The organism is Enterococcus sp. M190262 (genome assembly GCF_005843965.1).
GTDB lineage: Bacteria > Bacillota > Bacilli > Lactobacillales > Enterococcaceae > Enterococcus_D > Enterococcus_D gallinarum.
Genome location: NZ_CP040461.1, coordinates 2,714,194 through 2,735,742, shown reverse-complemented (window position 1 = coordinate 2,735,742; position 21,549 = coordinate 2,714,194). Strand labels below are relative to the sequence as shown.

Below are 21,549 nucleotides of genomic sequence, written 5' to 3'. Positions count from 1 at the left end.
TAAAAAGATTTTTTAAATGATTAATTTCAGTATTCGCCTACGTCCATAAGAAATGTAGGTGATTTTTTAAGTTCTAGAAGCTGTTATTTTTCTCTGACCTTACTTGATCGGCTAGAATGAAGAACTTCAGAGAATAGCAAATAATTCAAAAGATTTGAGGTGCGAACAATGCAAACTTTTTTAACAAAAACATCCTTGAAGAAAATCGTTCTACTAGATTATTTACTTGAACAGAACACTCCCTGTGAAATCGACGAATTAAAAAAGATCCTCCATGTAACAGATCGATCAATCTTAAATTATATAGACGAACTAACAGAATTATTCGAAAAATATGATAGCAAAATCTTGTTGCTGAATGATAATAATAAACGATTTCAAATCCAAAAAGAAGAAGATTTTCCGATATACACTATCTATCTTCATTTTTACAAAGCATCCTATAATTATCATTTGATTCAGTTCATGTACAATCACCCAGAAAAAACCTTGAAAGACTTTGCTGAAAAACAATTTACTAGTGTCTCGACTGTTCTTCGTTATGCGAAACTTCTTGAACAGTACTTTAATCGTTACCGAATACATTTCCATCCATATCGATTGCAATTAACTGCAGATGAGAGAAAAATCCGCAGCTTTTTCTATTACTTCTATTGGAATGCTACTAGAGAAAATGGTGACAAATGGCCTTTCCAAACAACTTTAAGCAAAATAGAGCATCTGATAAGTTCTTTTGAAAAAAACTATCAGATTACATTAGAACCTTTACAAAAAAGGGTCTTTTCTTATTGGCTGGCGATCAATTTAGAGCGAAGTCAAATCAAAAAGGTCGTTGTCACTGTTGATGATCAGTCAGTGATCCAAGCAGATCCTAATTTTGAGCGATTGCAAAAATGGAACAATCAGTCAGGTTTGTTTCTTGATGAAAATGAACTCTTTTTTCTTTATCAAGTAATTTATTCTTTTGGTATTATCGATGGAAATAGCCAATATGAAAATAGTTATGCTACTGTTCAGAAAAAACATCAAACCCGTTCTTATAAAATTGTTTTACATTTGGATAAAGTTTTAAGAGAGATGTTTAAGTTTAATCTAGCAGTTGATGATCAAGAATTAATTTTTAATTTTATTGCGTTTCATGAGCGTAGTTCCTTTTTCTTTGGAAATACGGATCTTTTTTTTAATCGTTCCTACATCGATGAAGTAAAAGAAGAAAGCCCAAAGAAATATCGCATTATTGAAGAATTCCATCAGCGATTGACTGACACAACAGATCAAGATTTAGCACTTCTTTTGCAGAACTGGGAACAATTATTCTTAAATTATTATTTTATTCTCGATTACTACGATCTTTTCTCATTTTATATTGATCCGATAAAAATTTTAGTTCATGATGATTTGCATCATACTCACCGGCTGTGGTTGATGAATAAAATCAATGCGCTTTTCGGACATTCTTATACCTTTGCATTTTATGATTACCAAACAAATATTAGGGAGGTTGATTTAGTGATTTCAAATTACTACTTCAACACTGGTGAAATTCCATTGATTTTAATGAAAAACATTCCTACAGAGCGCAACTGGCGCCAACTTGGAGAAGTGTTATTTCAGTTAACAAGTATCAAAGCAAGTTTGCGTTAAACGCAGATTTGCTTTTTTAAATCGTAATTTCTTCTCGAAACAAGAAAATTCTTGAACTAGAAAAAGCAATCAGGGCATGGCAAAATATTCTTAGATCTTAATTAGATCAATTATTATTTAGGAGGAATTACAAAATGAAAAAAACTTTGGTTGCTACAACCGCGCTAGGACTACTCGCACTTAGCGCAACAAGTATGACTGCTTTAGCAGACAGTCAAGAAAGTCCTTTGACAAGCATTACGAACAAAACTGACGTAACTTTTACGCCTGGATCAGGAGAAGATGTAGATCCAATCGTTCCTGATGATACCCATGATGACGATCCAAGTACAGGAGATACCGGTTCATTATCAATTCCTTTCGCTTCGAACATCACATTTGGTCAACATGAAGTCTCTCAAGGAGACGAAACGTACTTTGCATTGAACCAAAAACCACACGTACAAGTAAACGACACCCGGGGCGGAGCAAAAGGTTGGTCACTTGGTGTGACATTGAAACCATTTGTTGGTGAAAATGGGAACGAACTAACTGGAGCCAAAATGACATTGTCTAATGGTAAAGTTGTCACTAAAAACAACAAATCTCCTATGCCTAAGATGGCAGACACATCATTCGAATTGAATGAACAATACCAAGACTTAATGCTTGCTAAAGAAGGGCAAGGTGCTGGTGGCTTTGCTGCTGTTTTTGAAGGGGAAGACGGAAATAACCAAAACGTGAAGCTTTATGTTCCACGAGCAGGAGTTGAGGCACAAGCTTATACAGCAGATCTAACGTGGGTGTTAACTGATGCGCCAGCCTAAGAATCACGGAGGATGGGGAATAGCATTCTCCATCTTTTTTATTTTTTCTATTTTCTTCTTGTTAGGTACATCTCCCTTAAATGGCTTTGCAGAGGACGATTCGAAAACAGACAATAAAGTTTCTTTTGATGCACAAGCTGTTTTACCGGAAAATCAACAATCAGAAGCAAGTTATTACGATTTGAAAGTTGCTCCTGGAAGTTCACAAAAGTTAGTTCTTAAACTGCGAAATACCAGTACAAAGGACATCAAGGTCAATGTAGAAGCAAACAATGGAGTAACCAATCAGAATGGGGCAATTGACTATTCTAAACATGGGGAAAAACTTCTTGGAGGACCTTCTTTTGAAGAACTGATTTCAAAGTCACAAAAAATCTCCTTAAAACCGGAAGAAGAAAAAGATGTTACTTTTGAACTGAAAATTCCTAAAGCAGGGTTCGATGGAACTGTGCTAGGCGGATTTTATTGCTATGAAGACACGGAAGGAAAAGAAGAACAATCCAAAGGGTTTACTCTAAACAACAAATTTGCCTATACGATTGGAGCGAAATTGATTTGTTCTGGTAAAAAAGTGCAACCAGACTTTGCTTTGACAAAGGTTACGCCGGGTTTAGATAATGGCTATTTAACAGTTTTTGCTGACCTGGAGAATTCGCAACCTATACTCATGAGCAAATTGGATATGCATGCTACGGTCACTAAAAAAGGCCAAAAAGATGTGCTAAAAGAAATGAATAAAAAAGTCTCTTTTGCTCCTCGGACTAAATTCAGTCTGCCAATCAGCTGGAACAATGATCCATTAAAAAAAGGAACCTATGAATTAGTCATTGATTTGAAGAATGACGAAGGAAAAACATGGCAATTGAAGAAAGACTTTGAAATCAAGGGGAAAGATGAAGAACTTAACACGAAAGCAGTCGAAGTAAACAAAGAAAAAGACAACACCTTCATTTATGTGATTGCTGCACTGTTCTTAGTGATCATTCTGGTATTAGTCGGCTATATTTACAATATGAAACGTAAAAAGCAATAGAATGGGGGAAGAACAATGAAAAAAATCTTTAGTCTATTCTTATTGATGGTATTACTTGGGGGAGCAGTATCAGTATCAGCAAGTGAACAAGTCAAAAGCGAAGTAGGAATCTCTTTCTATCAGCCTACCAATAAAAATCAAGTAATCCCAATGGAAAAAGTAGCTGTTGGGGATAATGGTGTGGCTGTAGGACCTAAAACATTGCCAAAAACTGGAGAAGAAAGACCGTTTTTCTTACAAGGATTCGGTGTACTATTACTAGGCACAGCTATTACGCTTTACTTATTGAAGAAGAATCAGAAGGATAAAAGGGATGCTTTATGAGAAGATATAAGCATCTAATCTACTGGTTGATACTATTTTCCGGCATCTTTTTAGGTGCAGTTACAGCAGAAGCTGCACCAAGACCTTTAACTGATCTAGGCTACTTTCATTGGGCCAATCAATCAGTGACACCAGCTGAGAATACATTTGTCATGCACTACGGTGAAAATACAAAGATTGAACCAATTGAAGGCGATGTGTACTCGGATTATTTAACAGTTGGTAGGAGTGCTGCTAGTCTTAGTAAAGCAGTGGTTAAAAACGTAGGTTACTATCAAGGAAAAGCAGTAAATTTACTAGTAACTTTGAAAAAAAATCAGAGCAACATGGATGGCGGTTCAATAAGTTTTGATAAGTCATATTTTTTAGGTATAACTGTTATTGGAGAAGTAATGGTAAGTCTAGATTTTATTGATCAAGATGGGAATCCAATGATAGTAAAAACAGCTTTTAATTATTATGGATTAAACGCAAATAAGTATATTGGATATAAGAATCCAGGGAATCTTATTCATTCTCTATATGCAGATAACCCAACACATATTCTTTATGATACTTCGGATGGAGGAAAAGATGATTATTGGCTATATCTAAAAAATCAAACGCCAGGAATTCCATGGCGTGACCCAAGACAAAGATTTGAGCTGGTAACCAATGCCATTTCCAATATGACTTTTGTTGTTCATAATAATGATAACACGCCATCTTCCATTGTTTACTTTACTGATTTTTTGTCTAAACCAGAATTTCCTCCGGCTTATGCATCAGATTCTAAATTTGAAAAAGTTAAAGGAGTTTCACTGAATGCGAAACAAACCATTCCCAATGTAGATCAATGGCAGAAATCTCAACAGATAGAGATTGATTTCAACTTGGATCAAGTAGAAAAAACAAAACAGTTTGAATTTGAGAAAGTTTGTGTCACAAATTTTGCTGGTGATGATCTTACAGATTTATTTACTAGCAAGATGATAGATGAGAAAAAAATCCAAATTGTTGCTAAGAATCCTAGCGATAATCGCTTGTATGATACTGTTTTACAATACCAAGTAATACTAAAATGGATAGGCAATGAACATCCTGTGGATACTTCCATTATTTCAGATGGTGACTTAGATTTACCATTTAATGTGAATACAATCTTCGATGGAACTAACCTAGGAGAAAAATCGGCGTCTTCATTAGTCAACTATAGTAGTCAAGTAACTGTTGCTTTTCTTGGTGAGAATGACAATATTCTTCTTGCCTCGTTAATAAAAAAAGGGATTTTAACAACATCATTTGATTTATCTGATGACTACCCTGAAATAGCTGGCTACACACCAATTAAAAATAATAGACAAGACAAAGGGACCTTTTTACCAGATAATCAATTGGTTGTTCATCGATACAAAAAAGGACAACCTTTACACTTTGAACTCCTTAATAAAGAAAGTCCCCTACTGGTCTCAAGGTTTAACAACAAAAGAGAGTTAGCTATCCAATACTCTCAAGATCCTTCAAAAGAGAAAGCGACAACTCTCTCTTTCGTTGCCAAGTATCAGGATGATGAAAAAGTTGTAAAAGAAATTCCGTCTGCTCCTCAAAAAGGGGCTGCTAAAATTACCTTCACATTTCCTGAAGAATGGATTGGTCATGAGGTTTCTTTTTACATGAAAGATACAGATGGTCAAGAATCGAATATGGAAACGCGGATCATCGAAAAGGAAAAAGGCCCTAGCTTGTCTCTTCCCGATGAAATCAGTTTCGGTGAAGTTGCTATTCCTACAGAGGACAAAGTCGTCTTTCCAATTACTAAAGATAAGGCTCAAATCGAAGATTATAGTAAGCTAGATCGAAGTCGCTGGAAAGTGAAAGTCAAAGAAGAACGACCACTTACGAACGAAGATCAAAAAATACTAGCTCATCGTTTAATCATAAAAGGCGATAAATCAGACTTTCAGATCAATAATTCCGACCAAGAAATCTGGTCAGGAAGTGGAAGTGCTTCTTTTGATTTATCGAAAGATCTAAAATTGGCTGTCCATCCTTCTGATACTGTAGGAAGCTATCATGGTTCTTTACGATGGACTTTTGAAGACGCGCCATAATTAGAAATTTGATGGATAAAAATCAACTCGCTATTATCAGAGAACAATCAAAAGGACTAGCGAAACAGCTAGTCCTTTTTCTATGGAATTCTATTCCCAAGTTTGATTCATTTTGTCAGCATAAAAAGCAATCGCTTTGTGATAATCTCTGATATTTTGATCCGATGAAGTTTGTGCCAGCAGTTCTAATAAAATCTGATTGGATTGGCTGTATTGCTGAAGGTTAAATAGAGCCATCGCATAAAACACCTTTAGCGCATTATTAGTCGGGAATTTATCTTGTGCTTCACTTAAAACTTGTTCCGCTTTTTGATAGTTCCCTAAAGCCCGGTAAGTACTGCCTAATCCCAGGTAGGCTTCTTCCAGATCTGGCTCAGTCAATCCTAATTGAATCGCTCGTTCATAATAAGGCACCGCTTGAGATTCTTTTCCTAAGACATCAAAGCTCCAAGCAATTTGATAATTTAGATAGGCATTCTCAGGATCAGTTGGATAGATTTTTAGCAATAAGTCATTTGAATCTTGAAATTTTCCAGCTTTTCTTAACTGGATGGCTGTTTCGATTATATTCATTTGGTTTTCCATCATCTGTTATAAACACCCTTCGATTATATCCTTATTTCTGATAAGCCTCAAGCCAATGATGAGGCTGTAAGCTTCTCAATTCTGCAAATTCAATCCTGTCAACATCTTTTGTGGTCAATGCACACAACACATCACCACCCCAAAGAGCAAGCCGTTCTTGACATATGCCGCAGGGAGAAAGAATTTTGAAGGGAGCATTTTCGTCCTCTCGAACCAAACAGAGGGTATGGGTGATTCGTGCATTCATTTTAGCCGCTTCCAACATACAACCTAGTTCCATACACACACTGGAACCGGCATTCGGAAAGTCTGGCGAGATGCCAATTACTATTTCATCAGTATCTAAATAGGCACCGGCAACACCACCCCAACCTGTCGGATACCGCTGAAGTAACTCCGATTTAACCGTTTCAAAAAGTCTTGTTTCAGCTTTCATAAAAATCTCCTTTTCTTAATCGTGTCCTAGAAAAGCTTCTTTAGCGCTAAAAAGTAGAAGGGGACAAGCTTATGAAAGGAGAAATGCTTAGTTCGCCTCTACTTTTATGTGGCACTCTCTTTAAATACTAAACCCATTTAAATAAGAAACTTCTAAAGAAAATCAAACTGGCAATGTTGCTGTTCGCCTTCTTTTATTAACTGGCTGTTTCGTATTCCCGATGCAGTTTACTGATTCTTTGTTTCTGCTTATCTGTCAGGTGCGGTAGGTTTTCTAACTTGGAGAACAGAGCAGGCAATGCCTCAAGAGGGGTAATTTGAGCAACACGAATCGCATTTTGAAGCATAATCAGCAAGTTGCTGATTTTTTCAGTTTCAATCATCCCCAGGTAATCGTCTTTGATATTTGAAAACTTATTCTCAACATCACAAGCAACTAAATGACTGACCAGATCATGGGCGATTCGTCGATGATAGGAGTTTTTATGGGCATGCAGTTGCCAAAAATCCTCCCAGTATGGATAAAAAAGTGTTGGTTCCAACAGAGAAGCTCGTTCAATAATCAAGTAACTATTGAAATAATAATTAATGTGATTCTTGCCATCAATGACATTTTTAACTAATTTTTCTCTTAACGAGTGGTCCAGCAAAGTGCTTTTTATATACGGTGTTGGGTCAAAACTTGTCGTATCAAATTTTGATTCAATCATTTCATAGGTAAACCGTTCCGAGTAAGTCATAACAGCGCTCCTTTATAAGTAGTTGAGAGAAGTGAATCACTATTGTGGATTACTATTATAGTATCAAAGAATGAAAAAAATTACTTAAAAAAATTGCTCTTCTTCAATTAGCCCTTTTTGTTCTCTTTACTATTGAAGGATTTGATTGGAGATGACAAAAATGATAGTTACTGACTGGCATTTTTCGTGCTATATTGTGTAAACCCTATTAGTGAAAGAAGGAATTCTCGATGCCAGTCATCGCTATTTTAATTGATTTGATTACTTGTGTTAGCTACTTTTTTCAATTGCATTCCACACCGTCACAATCCTTGTACTTGTTGGGAATGATCTTACAAGCATTCTTTGCCCTCATTTTATTGATTATCGCTTTCACTTATAGCGGTAAAAAATTTGCTCGTATCCAGCCCCATCTTTTTTACCGGGTCGTTTCTATTAGGTATGGGATTATTTTGATCTCTACATTCATCAACGGAGCAGTCCTGTTTTTGTATGTCCTGAATTACTTAGGTATCAATGATGTAGTCTTTTCCAACTTCTAATCAAGCAAAACAGTAAAAATCACAAAAAAAATCCACTCGTATAAAGTGGATTTTTTTTGTGATTTTCATTTAAATTAGGTGGCAGACGAAAAGGCAATTAGCACTTCGTCTTTTTATTTCGATCTTAGGAGAGATAAAACTCTTTCAACGTTTTCGCGATCATTTTTGCGATGGGATGGCCCTCGGTAAAGCTGGAAGACAGATAAATCGTACGAGAGAGCGGGAAATCATCCAAGGTGCGCAATACGAATGGGGCACTTTCTTTGTAGCCCCAGGTCACTTTAGGAAAGAAGGTGATCCCTAATCCCTGATTGATTAATGAACGCAATGTTGCCGGATCATCTGTGGTGGCGCCAATACTCAAAGCAATTTTTCTTGATTCAAATGCTTCGTCAATAGTACGTCGTAATGGTGTATTCGATACCAGCATGATTAGTGGCAAATCAACGATATCAGCGGTCAATAGCGCTGCTTTTTTCGCTAATGGATGATTTTTAGGAATGGCCAACAAAATCGGTTCGGTAAAAATGGGTAAATTCGTCATTCCGGTTTTCGGTTCAGAAGTAATGTAAAAGACCCGACCTTTTTCCTTTTCAGCTTTTCCGTGTTGTTTGATTGAAAGTTGAATATCTGGGTGCTTCTCAACAAAAGTTTTGACCAAATTGGGAATTGATACCGAGGCAACTTCAGAATAGATCGTGATGGAAGGAATGATTTCTTCATTAAGAGATCGAATCGCTTCTAATCCTTGGTCATATTGTTCCAGTGTTTTAGTGACATAAGGGTAAAATTCTTCCGCATACATCGTCAGTTCAATGTGACGGCCAGTATGATAGAACAAAGGCACGCCTAAATCACTTTCTAAATGTTTCATGGCCCGGCTCAATGCCGGTTGCGAAATATACAGTTCTTGCGCAGATTGAGTAATATTTTTAGATTCCGCGACTTTTTGGAAATAACGTAAATGTTCGAGGTTCATAGGACACTCCTTATTCCATACCTTTTTGTTATGGATACTCATCAAATTGGTATTTTTTATTATAACAAACTTTGACTAGAATAACAGTGTAAGAGAAATTGTTAAGGAGGTTCTTCATGAGTACAGGTTTCTTATTCCCAGGTCAAGGCAGTCAAACAAGCGACATGTTGCATGATGTACCAGATGATTACTTCATTCGCTTGGAACAAGCTACTGGCTATCCATTGAAAAAGGCAACGAACATTGAAAGTGACACTGTCTATATTCAATTAGCTATGCTTGTCAAAGCTGCTTATTATACCGACCAGATCAAGAAAGCAGGCATTTATCCTGATTTGGTCGCAGGTCATTCAATCGGCGCTTTTTGCGCAGCATTGGCTAGTGAATGTCTGAGCTTTGAAAATACTGCCAGTCTGGTCTATCATCGAGCGACACTGATGAAAGAAGCGTATCCTGCAGACTATGCGATGGGTGTAATCGTTGGGCTGACAAGATCAGAAGCGGAAAAGGTAGTTGCAGAAAGTTTTGACATCAATTTTCCCGTGTATCTATCTAATGAAAATTGCCCAATGCAACATACCTTATCTGGACATATCAAGGGTTTGCAACAAGCATTAGACCATGCGAAAACGTATCATGCCCAGACCGCAAAGCTACTAGCAGTTCCTGTTCCATCTCATTGTGAATTGATGGACGAAACCGTCAAAAAGTTTGAGCCCTTCTTGCAGAACGTCACGATCAATTCGCCAGCTTGTCCTTATGTCAAAAATATTGACGGACGATTGACAACTGATCCAGCAGAGATCCGCAAAGATCTGTTACAAAATATTGCTCATCCAGTGCAATGGAACAAAATGATGGATGTCATAAAAGAAATGGGAACCGATATCGCTCTTGAATTTCCTCCCGGCAATACCTTAACAAAGCTGATTCATGCGAAATTTGGTGAAAACAAGGTGATCCGAACCATCAACTTGGACCAACACGGTATTGATGATGCCATATTCCTATATCAAAAATGGAGATGAACACAATGGAAAAACCAGCAAGAAACTGGGCCAGCAAACGCGAGCAAAAAGCCCAAACAATGAAAAAAATCGAACATTTGCTTGATGGAAAATATGTACCAACTGAAGCCATTATCGAAGTGTTAGAAACGGTTATTCAACCAGGTGACAAAGTCGTTCTAGAAGGAGATAACCAAAAACAAGCAAGCTTCCTTTCAAAAAGTTTGGAACAAGTCAATACAGATAAAGTCAATCAATTGCATATGATCATGTCGAGTATTTCTCGTCCAGAACATTTAACTATTTTTGAAAAAGGCATCGCAGCAAAAATCGATTTTTCATACGCTGGTGCGCAAAGCACACGTGTCGCTCAAATGATCGAAGACGGCACAATGAAATTAGGCGATATTCATACTTATTTAGAATTATACGGACGTTTGTTCGTTGATTTGATTCCTAATGTCGTTCTTGTCGCTGCAGACAAAGCCGATAAACAAGGGAATCTTTATACAGGCTACAATACAGAAGAAACACCAACTATCGTTGAAGCTGCTGCTTTTAAAGATGGCATCGTCATCGTGCAAGTCAATGAAGTGGTAGACGAATTGCCACGGGTCGATATTCCAAGTGATTGGATCGATATCGTCGTCCTGGCTGATCAACCTTATCAATTAGAAGCATTATTTACTCGGGACCCTCAAAACATCACCGAATTACAAATCTTGATGGCAATGATGGCATTAAAAGGAATTTATGCCGAACATGAAGTTCAATCATTGAATCATGGGATTGGGTTCAACACTGCCGCGATCGAGCTACTTTTACCAACCTATGGCGAAACGTTAGGAATCAGAGGGAAAGTTGCTAAAAACTGGGTCTTAAATCCACATCCAACAATGATTCCTGCTATTGAATCTGGTTGGGTCGAAAGCATTCACAGTTTTGGCGGCGAAGTAGGGATGGAAGAATATATTGCTGCTCGTCCAGATATTTTCTTTGTTGGGAAAGACGGTACGATGCGTAGTAACCGTGCTTTGTCGCAAACAGCTGGTCAATATGCGGTTGATATGTTCATCGGTTCCACTCTGCAATTGGATTATGAAGGAAATTCTTCAACCGTAACCAAAGGACGTTTATCTGGTTTTGGCGGTGCGCCAAACATGGGTCATAACCCTGGCGGTCGTCGTCACTCAACACCGGCATGGCAATCATTGCGTGACGAAAAGGATCCATTAGGCAAAGGTCAAAAATTAGTTGTTCAAATGGTCGAAACTTACAGCTCAAACAAAAAACCTGTCTTTGTTGAAACACTAGATGCATTGGATGTTCAAAAACAAGCGGGCTTAGCCAACGCCCCTGTAATGATCTACAGTGATGACACAACTCATATTGTGACCGAAGAAGGAATTGCTTACCTTTATAAAGCCACTTCTAAAGAACAAAAACAAGCAGCAATCGCAGCAATCGGCGGTGTCACCCCATTAGGTATGACGAGTACCAAAGAATCATTGGATCAATTGCGTGCTGCTGGCATTGTAAAATTACCAGAAGATCTTGGTATCAAACGCAGCGATGCGAAACGTTCATTACTAGCTGCGCAAACCGTGGATGATTTGATCGAATGGTCTGATGGCTTGTATCAACCACCTATGAAATTTAGAACTTGGTCATAAAGGAGAGAAGAATAAAATGGAACAATTAGCATATACCTATAAAACAACCAAACCCATCAAAGAAAAAATCCATGTTGGTGTGGTGGGTTCAGGCGATTTAGAAATTTTACTTTTTCCAACAGATAAAGCGGAAACTTCAGTGAAGATTTGTACCGGAAGTGACGGCTTTGGCGATGTTTGGCAAAATGTTTTGACACGCTTCTTTGAACGTTACCCAATCACCGCAGACATGGTTATCAATGACTTTGGTGCTACTCCTGGAGTTGTCTATCTTCGATTAACACAAGCAATGGAGGAACTTTCAGATGAAAAATAGTTTTGTTGAATTAAATGCCCGCGAACGTGTCAATGCGTTAATTGATAATGGCCGTGAATTGATTGATCCCTTTGATCAAATGATCGCGCCTAATTTGGTCGCACAAGATATTGTTCCCCAAAGTGATGACGGGATCGTGGTTAGCCGCGGTAAAATTGCTGACAAAGAAGTTGTCGTTATTGCTATGGAAGGTAAATTCCAAGGTGGCGGTATCGGTGAAGTTTCCGGTGCGAAAATCATTGCCGCTTTGACCCATGTACTGGAAGAAAACCAAAACGGCCACGAAATCTATCCAATCATTGTATTGGATACTGGTGGTGTCCGTTTGCAAGAAGCCAATTACGGGTTGCTCTCGATTTCTGAAATTGGTAATTTGATCGTCGCTTTGAAAAAATATGTTCCAGTCATCGGCTTAGTTCCTGGTCGTGTTGGTTCATTTGGTGGGATGTCCATCACTTCAGCCTTAATGAGCTATTTGATTGCTACCAAAAAAGCCCGGATCGGTTTAAATGGACCAGAAGTGATTGAACAAGAAGCGGGTGTTCGCGAATTTGATTCCAGTGATAAAGACTTGATCTGGAACACAATCGGTGCCCGGCAACGGTTGAATGCGCAAATCGTTGATGAATTAGTAATAGATAGCGTTGAGGCAATCAAAGCAGCTGTGATTGCAGCAATCAACGAAAAGAAAGACAGCCATCGCAGCGAAAACGCCGACTTTTATCTTTCTTTGTTGGCAAAACTAGATTTATCCAAACCATTGGCGATTGACAAGTACAATCAAGCATTAGCCGCTCACAAATCAGCAGCTGTGAAGGAAATCAACGTAACAGAAGGGACAGAAGATGCTGCTACAAGTGTTGGTTACGACTGGTTTGCGGCATTGACAGGGTTGAAACACCCAACTTCTACAAGTGCCACGGTTTATGCTGCAGCTTCAAACTTATTCAACGAAGATGCGGTTGTCACAGCCATTGTCCCAAATGCACAAAACCCAATGTACCGTGTTCGTAATGGGGAAGTTGGCTTGATCGAAGGTTTTGAAATGGCTCATGTCTTAGAAACCGTTTATCAAGAAGACAAAGAGAAGGCCGTGAAACGTCCGGTTGTTGTCGTGATCGACGTACCAAGTCAAGCTTACGGTTATAACGAAGAATTGATTGGAATCCACGTAGCCTTAGCAAATAGTGCTGCAGCTTATGCAAAATTGCGTCAAGCAGGTCATCCAGTGATTGGCTTTATCGCTGGGAATGCGATCTCTGGTGCATTCTTAGCCCATGGCTTACAATCTAGTCGCTTGATCGCTTTGAATAGTACCAATATCACTGTTCAAGCAATGTCTAAAGAAAGCGCCAGCCGTGTAACAAAACGGTCAATCGCAGCGATCGAAGCAGCAGCAGAAAAAGTGCCAAGTATTGCCTACGACATCAAAAATTATACGAAGCTTGGTGCGATTTTCACTTTCTTAGAATCAATTACGGATCAAGAAACCAGCGCTGACCATGTCAATGCGGTGATCGACGCCATCAATGCAGCGATTCTTGATGTTCGTCAAACAAACGACACTATGTTGACCAACCGATACACCAACGAGATTGCTGTTAAAGGCGGTCGTTTAGAAACAAATAAAGTTTTTGCCCGTATGAATGAAGAATGGACTGATTAAACAATGAACTTTGCTCACGATATTGTATTGATCGATAACCAAGCGCTTGCCGATCTCGTTTTACCAGATTGGCTGCAACAAAGGGAAAAAATGTATGCGACTGTCCGTAGAGGCATTCCTCAAAGCCCACAACATATCCTTGTCGGCTTTCGAGGAACAAAACGGGAACAGCGCTTCGGCACCGAGATACTTTCTAAGTATGTGATGGCGACCATTCATCCATGGCAGCTGATTGCCAAAGAAAGTTTTCGCCAAAAAGACATTGCAGATTATCCTGTTTATCGCCAATATCGTGAGGCACAACGATTGTTGTGTGATTGTCAGTGGGGTGTGGGTGGCAGTTTGGGGTTTGAATTGGCTTCAGACCAAACCGCGATCAAAGTAACCAGTGACTTGGATCTCTTGCTTTATGCTGATTCTGCCACTCAACTTCCTTTACAACTCATTCAGGACAATAAAGATTTTTTCAATGATTTAGATATTCAAGTAATAACTAAAAAAGGCGGTTTTTCCTTAAAAGAATATTTGAGGAACCCCCAAAAGAAACTATTACTTAAGACAGACGAGGGGCCAAAACTCACCAACGAGATTTGGTAAATATAAGAAAAGTGAGCGAAAACAATGTTCGAAAATAAAGAAATCAAAATCAATATCAGCGACTTCCTAAAAGTCTTTGCTGTGACCGCCGTTATGATGCAGACTGTTTTGAGTTTTGCTTTAGCAAATGTCCAAAACGAAAAAACCGCCGCCTTTATTGGTATATTTTATGTCATCGTGAAATACACTGCACCAATGTTTATTTTTGCAATTGTTTATAATATGGTAAAAACAAGCCAACATCTTTCTTATTGGGAATTTCTGAAAGAAAAATTCTTTGAATTAGTGGTTCCTTATCTGTTGTGGACGACTGCATACTTATGGCTCTTTCCAGCCGTTCAACAAGGTCAACCCTACACAGATACTGCTTCATTCTTATTGAAATATATTACCGGTGACGGCGCACCCCATCTATGGTATACCGTGATGATGCTTCAAATACAATTATTGATGCCGTTTTTCGTATGGTTAGGCTACAAAGTCTTTTCAAAAAAGAAGAATGTTTGGCCTGTCCTAATCGTTGCGACAGTTTTATATGTAGCTTGGTATTTATTCTATGATGCGCAAGTTTTTGCCGGACCTCATCATGACAACTGGTACTTATTGGATCGTTTCGTTGCTAGCTTTGTGATTTATGGTATTTATGGCGAAGCGGCATTGATGTATCATGAAGCCATTTACCGCTTTTTATATAAAATGCGCTATGCACTATTGCCAGTTGGCTTAGTATTAGCTTTATTTTCAGCTGATCATTTATTACACTTTAGCGGAGATCTTTCTTTCGCTCATGCACCTTATTTGAATACATTACAAAGTCTTTATAGCTTAGTGGTGATCTTCGGCGTCTTTATGTTAGGCTCAACTATGATCAAGAGCAATGCACCACAGCTTCGTGCATTCAAATGGTTATCTGTATATGCGTACCGTACCTATTTAGCCAATGTATTTGTATTTCAAGTTATTCTAGTTTGTTTCAAAGATACACTATTACAATTGCCAACGGGAATCATGATTCTTGTTGCCTATTTAGCTACTGCCAGCTGCAGCTTTTTATTAAGCTATCTTCTGCATGTGATTTGGGCAGGGATCAAAGGACCATTTAGTAATTAATTCATAAAAAGAGGGGATCTTATGGAAGAACAATCTGCCTTCGCTACCTGTCATCAACTGGCAAAATTAGTTGAAAAAGCGCTGATCGATGAAGTGGAACTCTCACCCAAGCCAGGCTTAGTCGATCGTTTTACAACTGGTTCACATAGCGATATGGATCACGAACTATTTGTCTTATCTGCACGAACGCTGACACCATTTTTTGAAGAAATGGCGCTGGCTTCTTGGCAAAAAAGACCGAGCCAAGCCGTCAGAGAAGCGATCGCTGAGATTGGTCGCCGTGCTGAAACAGCCATGTTTGCAGCTACTGGTGGAGTCAATACCCATAAAGGGGCCATTTGGGCAATGGGATTGTTTATCAGTGTGATCAGTAGCCAATACAGCTGTGATCGTCAGTTGTTTTTACCAAAGATTTTTACAGAGATTCAACAACTGGTCGCTTATCCAGATCGTCGGATACAAGTTGCGGCTACTGGAAGTCACGGAAACAAAGTCAAACAAAAATATGGTTATACGGGTGCTTTTGGGGAAGCAGCAGCAGGTTTTCCTCATGTTCAAGTGGCATTATCTGATTTTTTGTCACGACAAATAAAAGATTCACCAGAAAAAAGACTCCATATGCTCCTAGCGATCATGGCCACTCTTGATGATACTTGTATTTTGTATCGCAGCGATCAACAAGTGCTGAACCATATTCAACAGTTGGCAAAGCAAGCCAATAAACAGCCCATTCCTAGCGCCGCTTTTGAAGCATTGAACAACTATTGTCAACAGCAAAATGTTTCACCCGGCGGAAGTGCCGATTTATTAGCTGCCAGTTTCTTTCTGCTTTCTTTGAAAAACTTAACGAGTCAGAAACTTTATTTCACTACAGCAAAATAACATATTTATTCCATTCACAAGACTTTTAAAGAGATTGTTTCTTAAACTCTTTAAAAGTCTTTTTTTATCTGTTCAAAAAACGTGTTATTCAATCGAAATAAATAAAATATAAAAAGAGAAATAATTTATCCAGGAAACCTCTTTTAATTGTTTGTTTGGAGGTCGCTAATTCCTAAAAAACTTTTTAAAGTCTTCTCCGATAACGGAGAATGTTGTACTTAAACGTTTGTCTTAATCGTTATTTAAAAAGGATAGAAGAGGGGTTTGACACCTGAATTAAAAAATAGTAGTATCTAACGTGAATTGAATATGTTTCTTCGGGGCAGGGTGTAATTCCCGACCGACGGTGACAAGCAATGCTTGAAGTCCGTGACCCGCATTCGTGCGGTTGATCCAGTGAAACTCTGGAACCGACAGTTAAAGTCTGGATGGGAGAAGAAAAACTTACAAGAATATTGATGGGAGGAGTCTATCCTTTTTGTCATCGTTTCTTTGAGTTTGTCTAATCATGACCTCGTGTACTTATGCACGAGGTCTTTTTATTTAAAGAAAGGAGGAATGTTTATGCATGAAACGTATATGAAGCGCGCCATATCCGAAGCACTAAAAGGCAAAGGACAAACCTTCACGAACCCTTTAGTCGGTGCTGTCATTGTGAAAGATGAGGAAATAGTTGCTGTAGGCAGCCACATGGCTTATGGCCAGCCACATGCGGAAAAGAACGCCATCGATTCATGTAGTTCCCCCGAAAAACTAATTGATTCAACCATTTATGTGACCCTTGAGCCTTGCCACCATTACGGAAAACAGCCACCTTGTACAACTGCTATTCTACAAAGCGGCATCAAAAAAGTGGTAATTGGTCAATTGGATCCCAATCCGTTGGTATCTGGCAAGGGCAAAGCGTTTTTAGAATCACAAGGAATAGCAGTGATCACCGGTGTTTTAGAAAAGGAGGTACGTGAAATCAATCGCCACTATAATACGTATCACGAAGAGCAACGTCCTTTTGTGGCTTTAAAGCAAGCAACCACACTTGATGGAAAAATCGCTTTGGCTGGTCAGCGAACAAGGATAACCGGTGAAGCTGCATTGCGCCGGGTTCGTCAGGAACGTTCAGACTACCAGGCTATTTTGATAGGGAGCCGCACTGCCTTAATCGATAATCCTATTTTGCGGACAGAGGCTGCCTTTCCGACTTATCGAGTGGTCCTAGATCGTAAAGGAGAAACCTTGAAACAGCAACTAACTCTTTTTGAGGATACCAGTAGTCCTGTACTGGTCTTTACTACGAAAAAAGTCCAAACTGTTTTCTCAAATCACGTGAAAATCATTACCACGCCTTCACTGACTCTCTCGTTTGTCATGAAAGAATTGTATCGACGCAAGATTCAATCGGTTTATGTTGAAGGCGGAAGCAGCATTCATGATGCCTTTCTGGCGGATGGTTATTGGGATCAAGTTATCACCTATCTTTCGCCAAAACTTATCGGCGGCAATGGAACAGCGAGTTTTGCTAGTTCTCGAGAAGTGAATCAGATGTTTGCGCTAACGGAAGTCACTGTTGAACCGGTCGGAGAAGAGTTAAGGATCGTTGGAAGGAGGCAGGAAAATGTTTACCGGACTCATTCAAGAAAAGGGTAAGATCACACGGATCGTGCCTAGTGGTCGCACCATTGCATTGACTTGTCATGCTTCTGAAGCATTGTTAACGGATTATCGGGTTGGCGATAGTATGGCGATCAATGGCGTATGTTTGACAGCGATCAAGACTGGCAAACAAGAATTCACTGTCGAGATCATGCCGGAAACTTATCAACGAACCACCTTTTCGACCGCAAAAATCAATGACGAAGTCAATTTGGAACGAGCGTTAGCTTTCAACGGCCGCTTGGAAGGACACTTGGTGGCAGGTCATGTAGATACTACGACAACACTGCTAGAAAAGCGTGTGTTGGAGAATGCGCTGATTCTGACATTTGCTTATCCCGACGAACTGAGAAATGAGATCATTCCACAGGGCTCTATCGCATTGAATGGGGTTAGTTTGACGATTATCGAGACCACACTGCGCTATTTCTCCGTTGGACTGATTCCTCATTCCAAAAATCAAACCAATCTGGGGCGACTTAACCGCGGTGAAGCAGTGAATGTTGAAACAGATCTATTAGGAAAATATGTCAAAGCCAATCAACTGATCCGTGGCGGAAGAAAGGAAATGTCCTATGAGTAAAAATAAAATCGAAACAGCATTAGACTATTTAAGAAATGGGCAATTAATTATTGTTGCTGATGATGACGACCGGGAAGCGGAAGGAGACCTTGTTGGGATCGCTAATCTAGCTACGATGGAAAGCGTGAATTTTATGACGAAATTTGCTCGAGGGTTGATTTGCGCACCTATCTCAGCTCAACTAGCTGACCGCTTGCAGCTAACTGAAATGGTCGCGCAAAATACGGATACTTTCAAAACAGCCTTCACTATAAGTGTCGATCACCGTTCAACGACAACAGGAATTTCTGCTGAAGAACGCGCGCGAACGATCCGAGCATTGGCTAATCCTCAAACTAAGGAAGAGGACTTTCAAAAACCAGGTCATATTTTCCCGTTGATCGGAAGAATAGGCGGGGTGCTGGAAAGAAGGGGCCATACCGAGGCTGCATTGGATTTAGCAAAATTGACCAATCAAAGTGAAGCGGCCTATATTTGTGAGATTCTAAATGAGGATGGCACGATGGCTCGCCGCCCACAATTGGCTCAATTCGCGGAAAAATGGCAGCTGCCGATGATCACTATCGAAGAGTTAGCGACTTATATGGCAACAAGTCAGTTAACCGTTCAATTGCCAACCGCATTTGGATCCTTCGATTTAACCTTATTTGAAGATCAGCATCATCTTGAGCACTTAGTATTAGCAAAAGGGGATTTGACTAATCCCGCAAAACCATTATTGGTTCGTCTTCACTCAGAATGCTTGACCGGAGATGTTTTTGGATCCCAGCGGTGCGATTGCGGGGAACAACTACATGAAGCCATGCGTCAAATCGAAAAAGAAGGTACCGGAGCCATCTTGTATTTGCGTCAGGAAGGCCGAGGTATCGGCTTGAAACAGAAACTGCAGGCGTATCAATTACAGGAAAAAGGCTTGGATACGTATGAAGCCAATGTTGAATTAGGTTTTCGTCCAGATGAACGGGATTATGGTTTTGCGGCGATTATTCTGAAGTCTCTTGGCATCGATACGATTCGCTTGCTGACAAATAATCCAGAAAAAATCACCGAGTTAGAAGCTCATGGCATTCATGTTGCTGAAAGAATTCCGCTGGAAATAACTCCAGTTGCAGAAAATAATCGTTATCTTCAAACAAAAAAAGAAAAATTCCATCATTTATTATCACTTTGAGAAAGAAGGAGAGCACAACATGACACAATTTGAAGGAACATTTGACGGACAAGGAATGAAAGTAGGGATCGTGGTTGCGCGTTTTAACGAGTTTATTACGGCGAAACTTTTGAGTGGCGCCCAAGACAATTTGATACGGCATGGAGTAAAAGAAGAAGACATTGATGTTTACTGGGTACCCGGTGCCTTTGAAATTCCCTATATAACAAAAAAATTAGTCAACGTGAAGCAATACGATGGCTTGATCACACTGGGTGCAGTTATCCGCGGTGCGACTACCCATTATGAGCTTGTTAGCAATGAAGTCGCGAAAGGCGTGGCCCAAGTTGGATTAGCGGCAGACATTCCAGTCATGTTTGGCGTTCTAACTACAGAAACTATCGAACAAGCCATCGAGCGGGCCGGAACCAAAGCGGGCAATAAAGGTTCAGAAGCGGCGCAAGGATTGATCGAAATGATTTCATTGAACCGGGTGATTTAATGTTTTAAAGCCTGTCCGCGACTTTCTTATAGGTGCATTTATTTGCTAAAGGCATTCAATTTTTTCTGAAAAACTGCTATGATGAACAAAAAAAACTAGGGGCGAAACGAACGGATGCAAGAAGGAAAAAGACAAGTCAAAGCGATGGGAACGATCATTCAGCTTTGGATCCAACATGAAGATCCCACACCAATTTTGGAAGCAGCAGTCCAACAAATCAGAGCGTTTGAAAAACGGTTTAGTGCCAATGATCCTGCTTCAGATCTGATGAAAGTCAATCAAAACGCCGGAATTCAGCCGACCAAAGTAGCCAAAGACTTGTTTGCTTTGATCGCCTTAGCAAAAGAGCACAGCTTGCCAGAGGATAGTTTCTTGAACATCGCGATGGGACCCCTGATTCAGGAGTGGCGTATTGGTTTCTCAGATGCCAAAGTGCCGACTGCCGAAAAAGTGACGGAATTACTACAGGTGACCGATCCTCAACGAATCGAATTGGATAACAAACAGCAGAGCGTTGCCTTAGCTGCCGGTATGTCAATAGACCTAGGTGCTGTGGCCAAAGGCTATTTCGCAGATCAGCTGGCAGATTTTTTTAAGCAATCTGGTGTCAGTGCCGCTTTGATTGATCTGGGCGGGAATGTTGTTACCTTTGGTGAAACACCAAATCATGCGGATCACTTATGGCGTATCGGAATTCAGAATCCTTTTTTGCCAAGAGGAAATTTCGTGGCAGCCTTAAAAATCCGCGATCGTTCTATCGTAACCTCAGGGATCTATGAACGTTCCCACACCGTCGACGGTAAGACCTATCATCATATTTTCAATCGTAAAACCGGTTATCCGATAGAATCAGCGTTAGCAAGTATCACGATTATTTCCGATCGTTCAGTGGATGGCGAAATTTGGACCACACGTCTCTTTGGTAAAAAACCTGAAGAAATCATGAAACAACTCAGCCAACTCGATGGCATCACTGGATTAATCGTAACCCGACAAGGCCAATTGCTTTATCCCTCTACGCTACAACCACTGATTGAGTTACCTGAAACGAATCAAAAAGCCTAATTGAAACATACTCAAAGATAGAGACGAAACTGCCTTGACAAAGCAGCTTTCAGAGTCTGGTAAATGAAGTAAAATGAAGTATTTAAACTGGTGAAACAAGATAGCAGAACGACTGCGCCCCCTGGCAATTGCACGATCTTAAAGTGCCTGCTTAATCTGTTTAGCTCGTT

22 protein-coding genes and 1 riboswitch are annotated in these 21,549 nt (G+C 39.6%); of the genes, 18 read left to right on the top strand and 4 right to left on the bottom strand.

Annotated elements, in window-relative coordinates:
- The first annotated feature begins 168 nt into the window (after positions 1 to 168).
- From FE005_RS12855 to FE005_RS12835, 5 genes are all read left to right on the top strand, one after another.
- Positions 169 to 1,644 carry a helix-turn-helix domain-containing protein gene (locus tag FE005_RS12855; protein WP_138371920.1) on the top strand — a complete coding sequence of 492 codons (1,476 nt, stop codon included), beginning with the start codon at positions 169 to 171 and terminating at the stop codon, positions 1,642 to 1,644.
- A gap of 134 nt (positions 1,645 to 1,778) precedes the next feature.
- On the top strand, positions 1,779 to 2,450 hold the full coding sequence (locus FE005_RS12850) for a WxL domain-containing protein (protein WP_138371919.1): 672 nt from the start codon (positions 1,779 to 1,781) through the stop codon (positions 2,448 to 2,450).
- Positions 2,437 to 3,483, top strand: a complete 1,047-nt coding sequence (locus FE005_RS12845; RefSeq protein ID WP_103300823.1) for a DUF916 and DUF3324 domain-containing protein — start codon at positions 2,437 to 2,439, stop codon at positions 3,481 to 3,483. Before FE005_RS12850 ends, FE005_RS12845 begins: the two co-directional genes overlap by 14 nt.
- A gap of 15 nt (positions 3,484 to 3,498) precedes the next feature.
- A complete protein-coding gene (locus tag FE005_RS12840) occupies positions 3,499 to 3,807 on the top strand; it encodes an LPXTG cell wall anchor domain-containing protein (RefSeq protein WP_103300824.1) in 309 nt (102 codons plus the stop codon).
- Positions 3,804 to 5,897 (top strand): hypothetical protein, encoded by a 2,094-nt coding sequence (locus FE005_RS12835; protein WP_138371918.1) that lies wholly within the window; start codon positions 3,804 to 3,806, stop codon positions 5,895 to 5,897. Before FE005_RS12840 ends, FE005_RS12835 begins: the two co-directional genes overlap by 4 nt.
- A gap of 90 nt (positions 5,898 to 5,987) precedes the next feature.
- Here the strand turns inward: FE005_RS12835 and FE005_RS12830 are convergent, their stop codons facing one another.
- From FE005_RS12830 to FE005_RS12820, 3 genes are all read right to left on the bottom strand, one after another.
- Positions 5,988 to 6,470, bottom strand: a complete 483-nt coding sequence (locus FE005_RS12830; RefSeq protein ID WP_138371917.1) for a tetratricopeptide repeat protein — start codon at positions 6,468 to 6,470, stop codon at positions 5,988 to 5,990.
- 43 nt (positions 6,471 to 6,513) lie between these two features.
- Positions 6,514 to 6,918 carry a cytidine deaminase gene (locus tag FE005_RS12825; RefSeq protein WP_138371916.1) on the bottom strand — a complete coding sequence of 135 codons (405 nt, stop codon included), beginning with the start codon at positions 6,916 to 6,918 and terminating at the stop codon, positions 6,514 to 6,516.
- A 196-nt stretch (positions 6,919 to 7,114) separates the two neighbouring features.
- Positions 7,115 to 7,657: a hypothetical protein gene (locus FE005_RS12820; RefSeq protein WP_230320922.1), complete on the bottom strand. Its 543-nt coding sequence runs from the start codon at positions 7,655 to 7,657 to the stop codon at positions 7,115 to 7,117.
- 230 nt (positions 7,658 to 7,887) lie between these two features.
- Here FE005_RS12820 and FE005_RS12815 point away from each other — a divergent pair, with 230 nt between their 5' ends.
- Positions 7,888 to 8,199 (top strand): hypothetical protein, encoded by a 312-nt coding sequence (locus FE005_RS12815; protein WP_138371915.1) that lies wholly within the window; start codon positions 7,888 to 7,890, stop codon positions 8,197 to 8,199.
- 124 nt (positions 8,200 to 8,323) lie between these two features.
- On the opposite strand, the gene FE005_RS12810 is transcribed toward FE005_RS12815, so the two are convergent.
- Entirely contained in the window at positions 8,324 to 9,178 is an 855-nt protein-coding gene (locus FE005_RS12810; protein ID WP_138371914.1) for a LysR family transcriptional regulator, read from the bottom strand.
- Between the two features lie 116 nt (positions 9,179 to 9,294).
- Between FE005_RS12810 and FE005_RS12805 the strand changes: the two genes are divergently transcribed.
- The 12 genes from FE005_RS12805 (at position 9,295) to FE005_RS12750 (ending at position 21,379) form a co-directional block, all read left to right on the top strand.
- Positions 9,295 to 10,206, top strand: a complete 912-nt coding sequence (locus FE005_RS12805; RefSeq protein WP_138371913.1) for an ACP S-malonyltransferase — start codon at positions 9,295 to 9,297, stop codon at positions 10,204 to 10,206.
- A gap of 5 nt (positions 10,207 to 10,211) precedes the next feature.
- Complete coding sequence (mdcA, locus tag FE005_RS12800; RefSeq protein WP_138371912.1) at positions 10,212 to 11,858, top strand: malonate decarboxylase subunit alpha; 1,647 nt, start codon at positions 10,212 to 10,214, stop codon at positions 11,856 to 11,858.
- Between the two features lie 16 nt (positions 11,859 to 11,874).
- Entirely contained in the window at positions 11,875 to 12,174 is a 300-nt protein-coding gene (locus tag FE005_RS12795; protein ID WP_060814921.1) for a malonate decarboxylase subunit delta, read from the top strand.
- Positions 12,164 to 13,840 carry a biotin-independent malonate decarboxylase subunit beta gene (mdcD, locus tag FE005_RS12790; protein WP_138371911.1) on the top strand — a complete coding sequence of 559 codons (1,677 nt, stop codon included), beginning with the start codon at positions 12,164 to 12,166 and terminating at the stop codon, positions 13,838 to 13,840. Before FE005_RS12795 ends, mdcD begins: the two co-directional genes overlap by 11 nt.
- Before the next feature lie 3 nt (positions 13,841 to 13,843).
- Positions 13,844 to 14,437 (top strand): malonate decarboxylase holo-ACP synthase, encoded by a 594-nt coding sequence (locus FE005_RS12785; protein ID WP_103300832.1) that lies wholly within the window; start codon positions 13,844 to 13,846, stop codon positions 14,435 to 14,437.
- Between the two features lie 24 nt (positions 14,438 to 14,461).
- Positions 14,462 to 15,547: an acyltransferase gene (locus FE005_RS12780; RefSeq protein WP_138371910.1), complete on the top strand. Its 1,086-nt coding sequence runs from the start codon at positions 14,462 to 14,464 to the stop codon at positions 15,545 to 15,547.
- Between the two features lie 21 nt (positions 15,548 to 15,568).
- Positions 15,569 to 16,429: a triphosphoribosyl-dephospho-CoA synthase gene (locus tag FE005_RS12775; protein ID WP_138371909.1), complete on the top strand. Its 861-nt coding sequence runs from the start codon at positions 15,569 to 15,571 to the stop codon at positions 16,427 to 16,429.
- 309 nt (positions 16,430 to 16,738) lie between these two features.
- A riboswitch (FMN riboswitch) is annotated at positions 16,739 to 16,873 on the top strand.
- A gap of 120 nt (positions 16,874 to 16,993) precedes the next feature.
- A complete protein-coding gene (ribD, locus tag FE005_RS12770; protein ID WP_138371908.1) occupies positions 16,994 to 18,073 on the top strand; it encodes a bifunctional diaminohydroxyphosphoribosylaminopyrimidine deaminase/5-amino-6-(5-phosphoribosylamino)uracil reductase RibD in 1,080 nt (359 codons plus the stop codon).
- A complete protein-coding gene (locus FE005_RS12765; RefSeq protein WP_021149731.1) occupies positions 18,042 to 18,662 on the top strand; it encodes a riboflavin synthase in 621 nt (206 codons plus the stop codon). The genes ribD and FE005_RS12765 overlap by 32 nt, the downstream gene beginning before the upstream one ends.
- Positions 18,655 to 19,833: a bifunctional 3,4-dihydroxy-2-butanone-4-phosphate synthase/GTP cyclohydrolase II gene (locus tag FE005_RS12760; RefSeq protein WP_005471510.1), complete on the top strand. Its 1,179-nt coding sequence runs from the start codon at positions 18,655 to 18,657 to the stop codon at positions 19,831 to 19,833. The genes FE005_RS12765 and FE005_RS12760 overlap by 8 nt, the downstream gene beginning before the upstream one ends.
- Before the next feature lie 19 nt (positions 19,834 to 19,852).
- Positions 19,853 to 20,314, top strand: a complete 462-nt coding sequence (ribE, locus tag FE005_RS12755) for a 6,7-dimethyl-8-ribityllumazine synthase (protein ID WP_003126533.1) — start codon at positions 19,853 to 19,855, stop codon at positions 20,312 to 20,314.
- A gap of 114 nt (positions 20,315 to 20,428) precedes the next feature.
- Positions 20,429 to 21,379: an FAD:protein FMN transferase gene (locus FE005_RS12750; protein WP_113849678.1), complete on the top strand. Its 951-nt coding sequence runs from the start codon at positions 20,429 to 20,431 to the stop codon at positions 21,377 to 21,379.
- Positions 21,380 to 21,549: the final 170 nt, after the last annotated feature.

Bases quoted from the DNA above. Each gene is read 5' to 3' on its own strand.
- FE005_RS12820 (WP_230320922.1), bottom strand. From the start codon at position 7,657: ATGACTTACTCGGAACGGTTTACCTATGAAATGATTGAATCAAAATTT.
- FE005_RS12835 (WP_138371918.1), top strand. From the start codon at position 3,804: ATGAGAAGATATAAGCATCTAATCTACTGGTTGATACTATTTTCCGGC.
- FE005_RS12785 (WP_103300832.1), top strand. From the start codon at position 13,844: ATGAACTTTGCTCACGATATTGTATTGATCGATAACCAAGCGCTTGCC.
- FE005_RS12855 (WP_138371920.1), top strand. From the start codon at position 169: ATGCAAACTTTTTTAACAAAAACATCCTTGAAGAAAATCGTTCTACTA.
- FE005_RS12775 (WP_138371909.1), top strand. From the start codon at position 15,569: ATGGAAGAACAATCTGCCTTCGCTACCTGTCATCAACTGGCAAAATTA.
- mdcD (WP_138371911.1), top strand. From the start codon at position 12,164: ATGAAAAATAGTTTTGTTGAATTAAATGCCCGCGAACGTGTCAATGCG.
- ribE (WP_003126533.1), top strand. From the start codon at position 19,853: ATGACACAATTTGAAGGAACATTTGACGGACAAGGAATGAAAGTAGGG.
- FE005_RS12810 (WP_138371914.1), bottom strand. From the start codon at position 9,178: ATGAACCTCGAACATTTACGTTATTTCCAAAAAGTCGCGGAATCTAAA.
- ribD (WP_138371908.1), top strand. From the start codon at position 16,994: ATGCATGAAACGTATATGAAGCGCGCCATATCCGAAGCACTAAAAGGC.
- FE005_RS12780 (WP_138371910.1), top strand. From the start codon at position 14,462: ATGTTCGAAAATAAAGAAATCAAAATCAATATCAGCGACTTCCTAAAA.
- FE005_RS12830 (WP_138371917.1), bottom strand. From the start codon at position 6,470: ATGAATATAATCGAAACAGCCATCCAGTTAAGAAAAGCTGGAAAATTT.
- FE005_RS12760 (WP_005471510.1), top strand. From the start codon at position 18,655: ATGAGTAAAAATAAAATCGAAACAGCATTAGACTATTTAAGAAATGGG.
- mdcA (WP_138371912.1), top strand. From the start codon at position 10,212: ATGGAAAAACCAGCAAGAAACTGGGCCAGCAAACGCGAGCAAAAAGCC.
- FE005_RS12825 (WP_138371916.1), bottom strand. From the start codon at position 6,918: ATGAAAGCTGAAACAAGACTTTTTGAAACGGTTAAATCGGAGTTACTT.
- FE005_RS12750 (WP_113849678.1), top strand. From the start codon at position 20,429: ATGCAAGAAGGAAAAAGACAAGTCAAAGCGATGGGAACGATCATTCAG.
- FE005_RS12840 (WP_103300824.1), top strand. From the start codon at position 3,499: ATGAAAAAAATCTTTAGTCTATTCTTATTGATGGTATTACTTGGGGGA.
- FE005_RS12815 (WP_138371915.1), top strand. From the start codon at position 7,888: ATGCCAGTCATCGCTATTTTAATTGATTTGATTACTTGTGTTAGCTAC.
- FE005_RS12850 (WP_138371919.1), top strand. From the start codon at position 1,779: ATGAAAAAAACTTTGGTTGCTACAACCGCGCTAGGACTACTCGCACTT.
- FE005_RS12805 (WP_138371913.1), top strand. From the start codon at position 9,295: ATGAGTACAGGTTTCTTATTCCCAGGTCAAGGCAGTCAAACAAGCGAC.
- FE005_RS12795 (WP_060814921.1), top strand. From the start codon at position 11,875: ATGGAACAATTAGCATATACCTATAAAACAACCAAACCCATCAAAGAA.
- FE005_RS12765 (WP_021149731.1), top strand. From the start codon at position 18,042: ATGTTTACCGGACTCATTCAAGAAAAGGGTAAGATCACACGGATCGTG.
- FE005_RS12845 (WP_103300823.1), top strand. From the start codon at position 2,437: ATGCGCCAGCCTAAGAATCACGGAGGATGGGGAATAGCATTCTCCATC.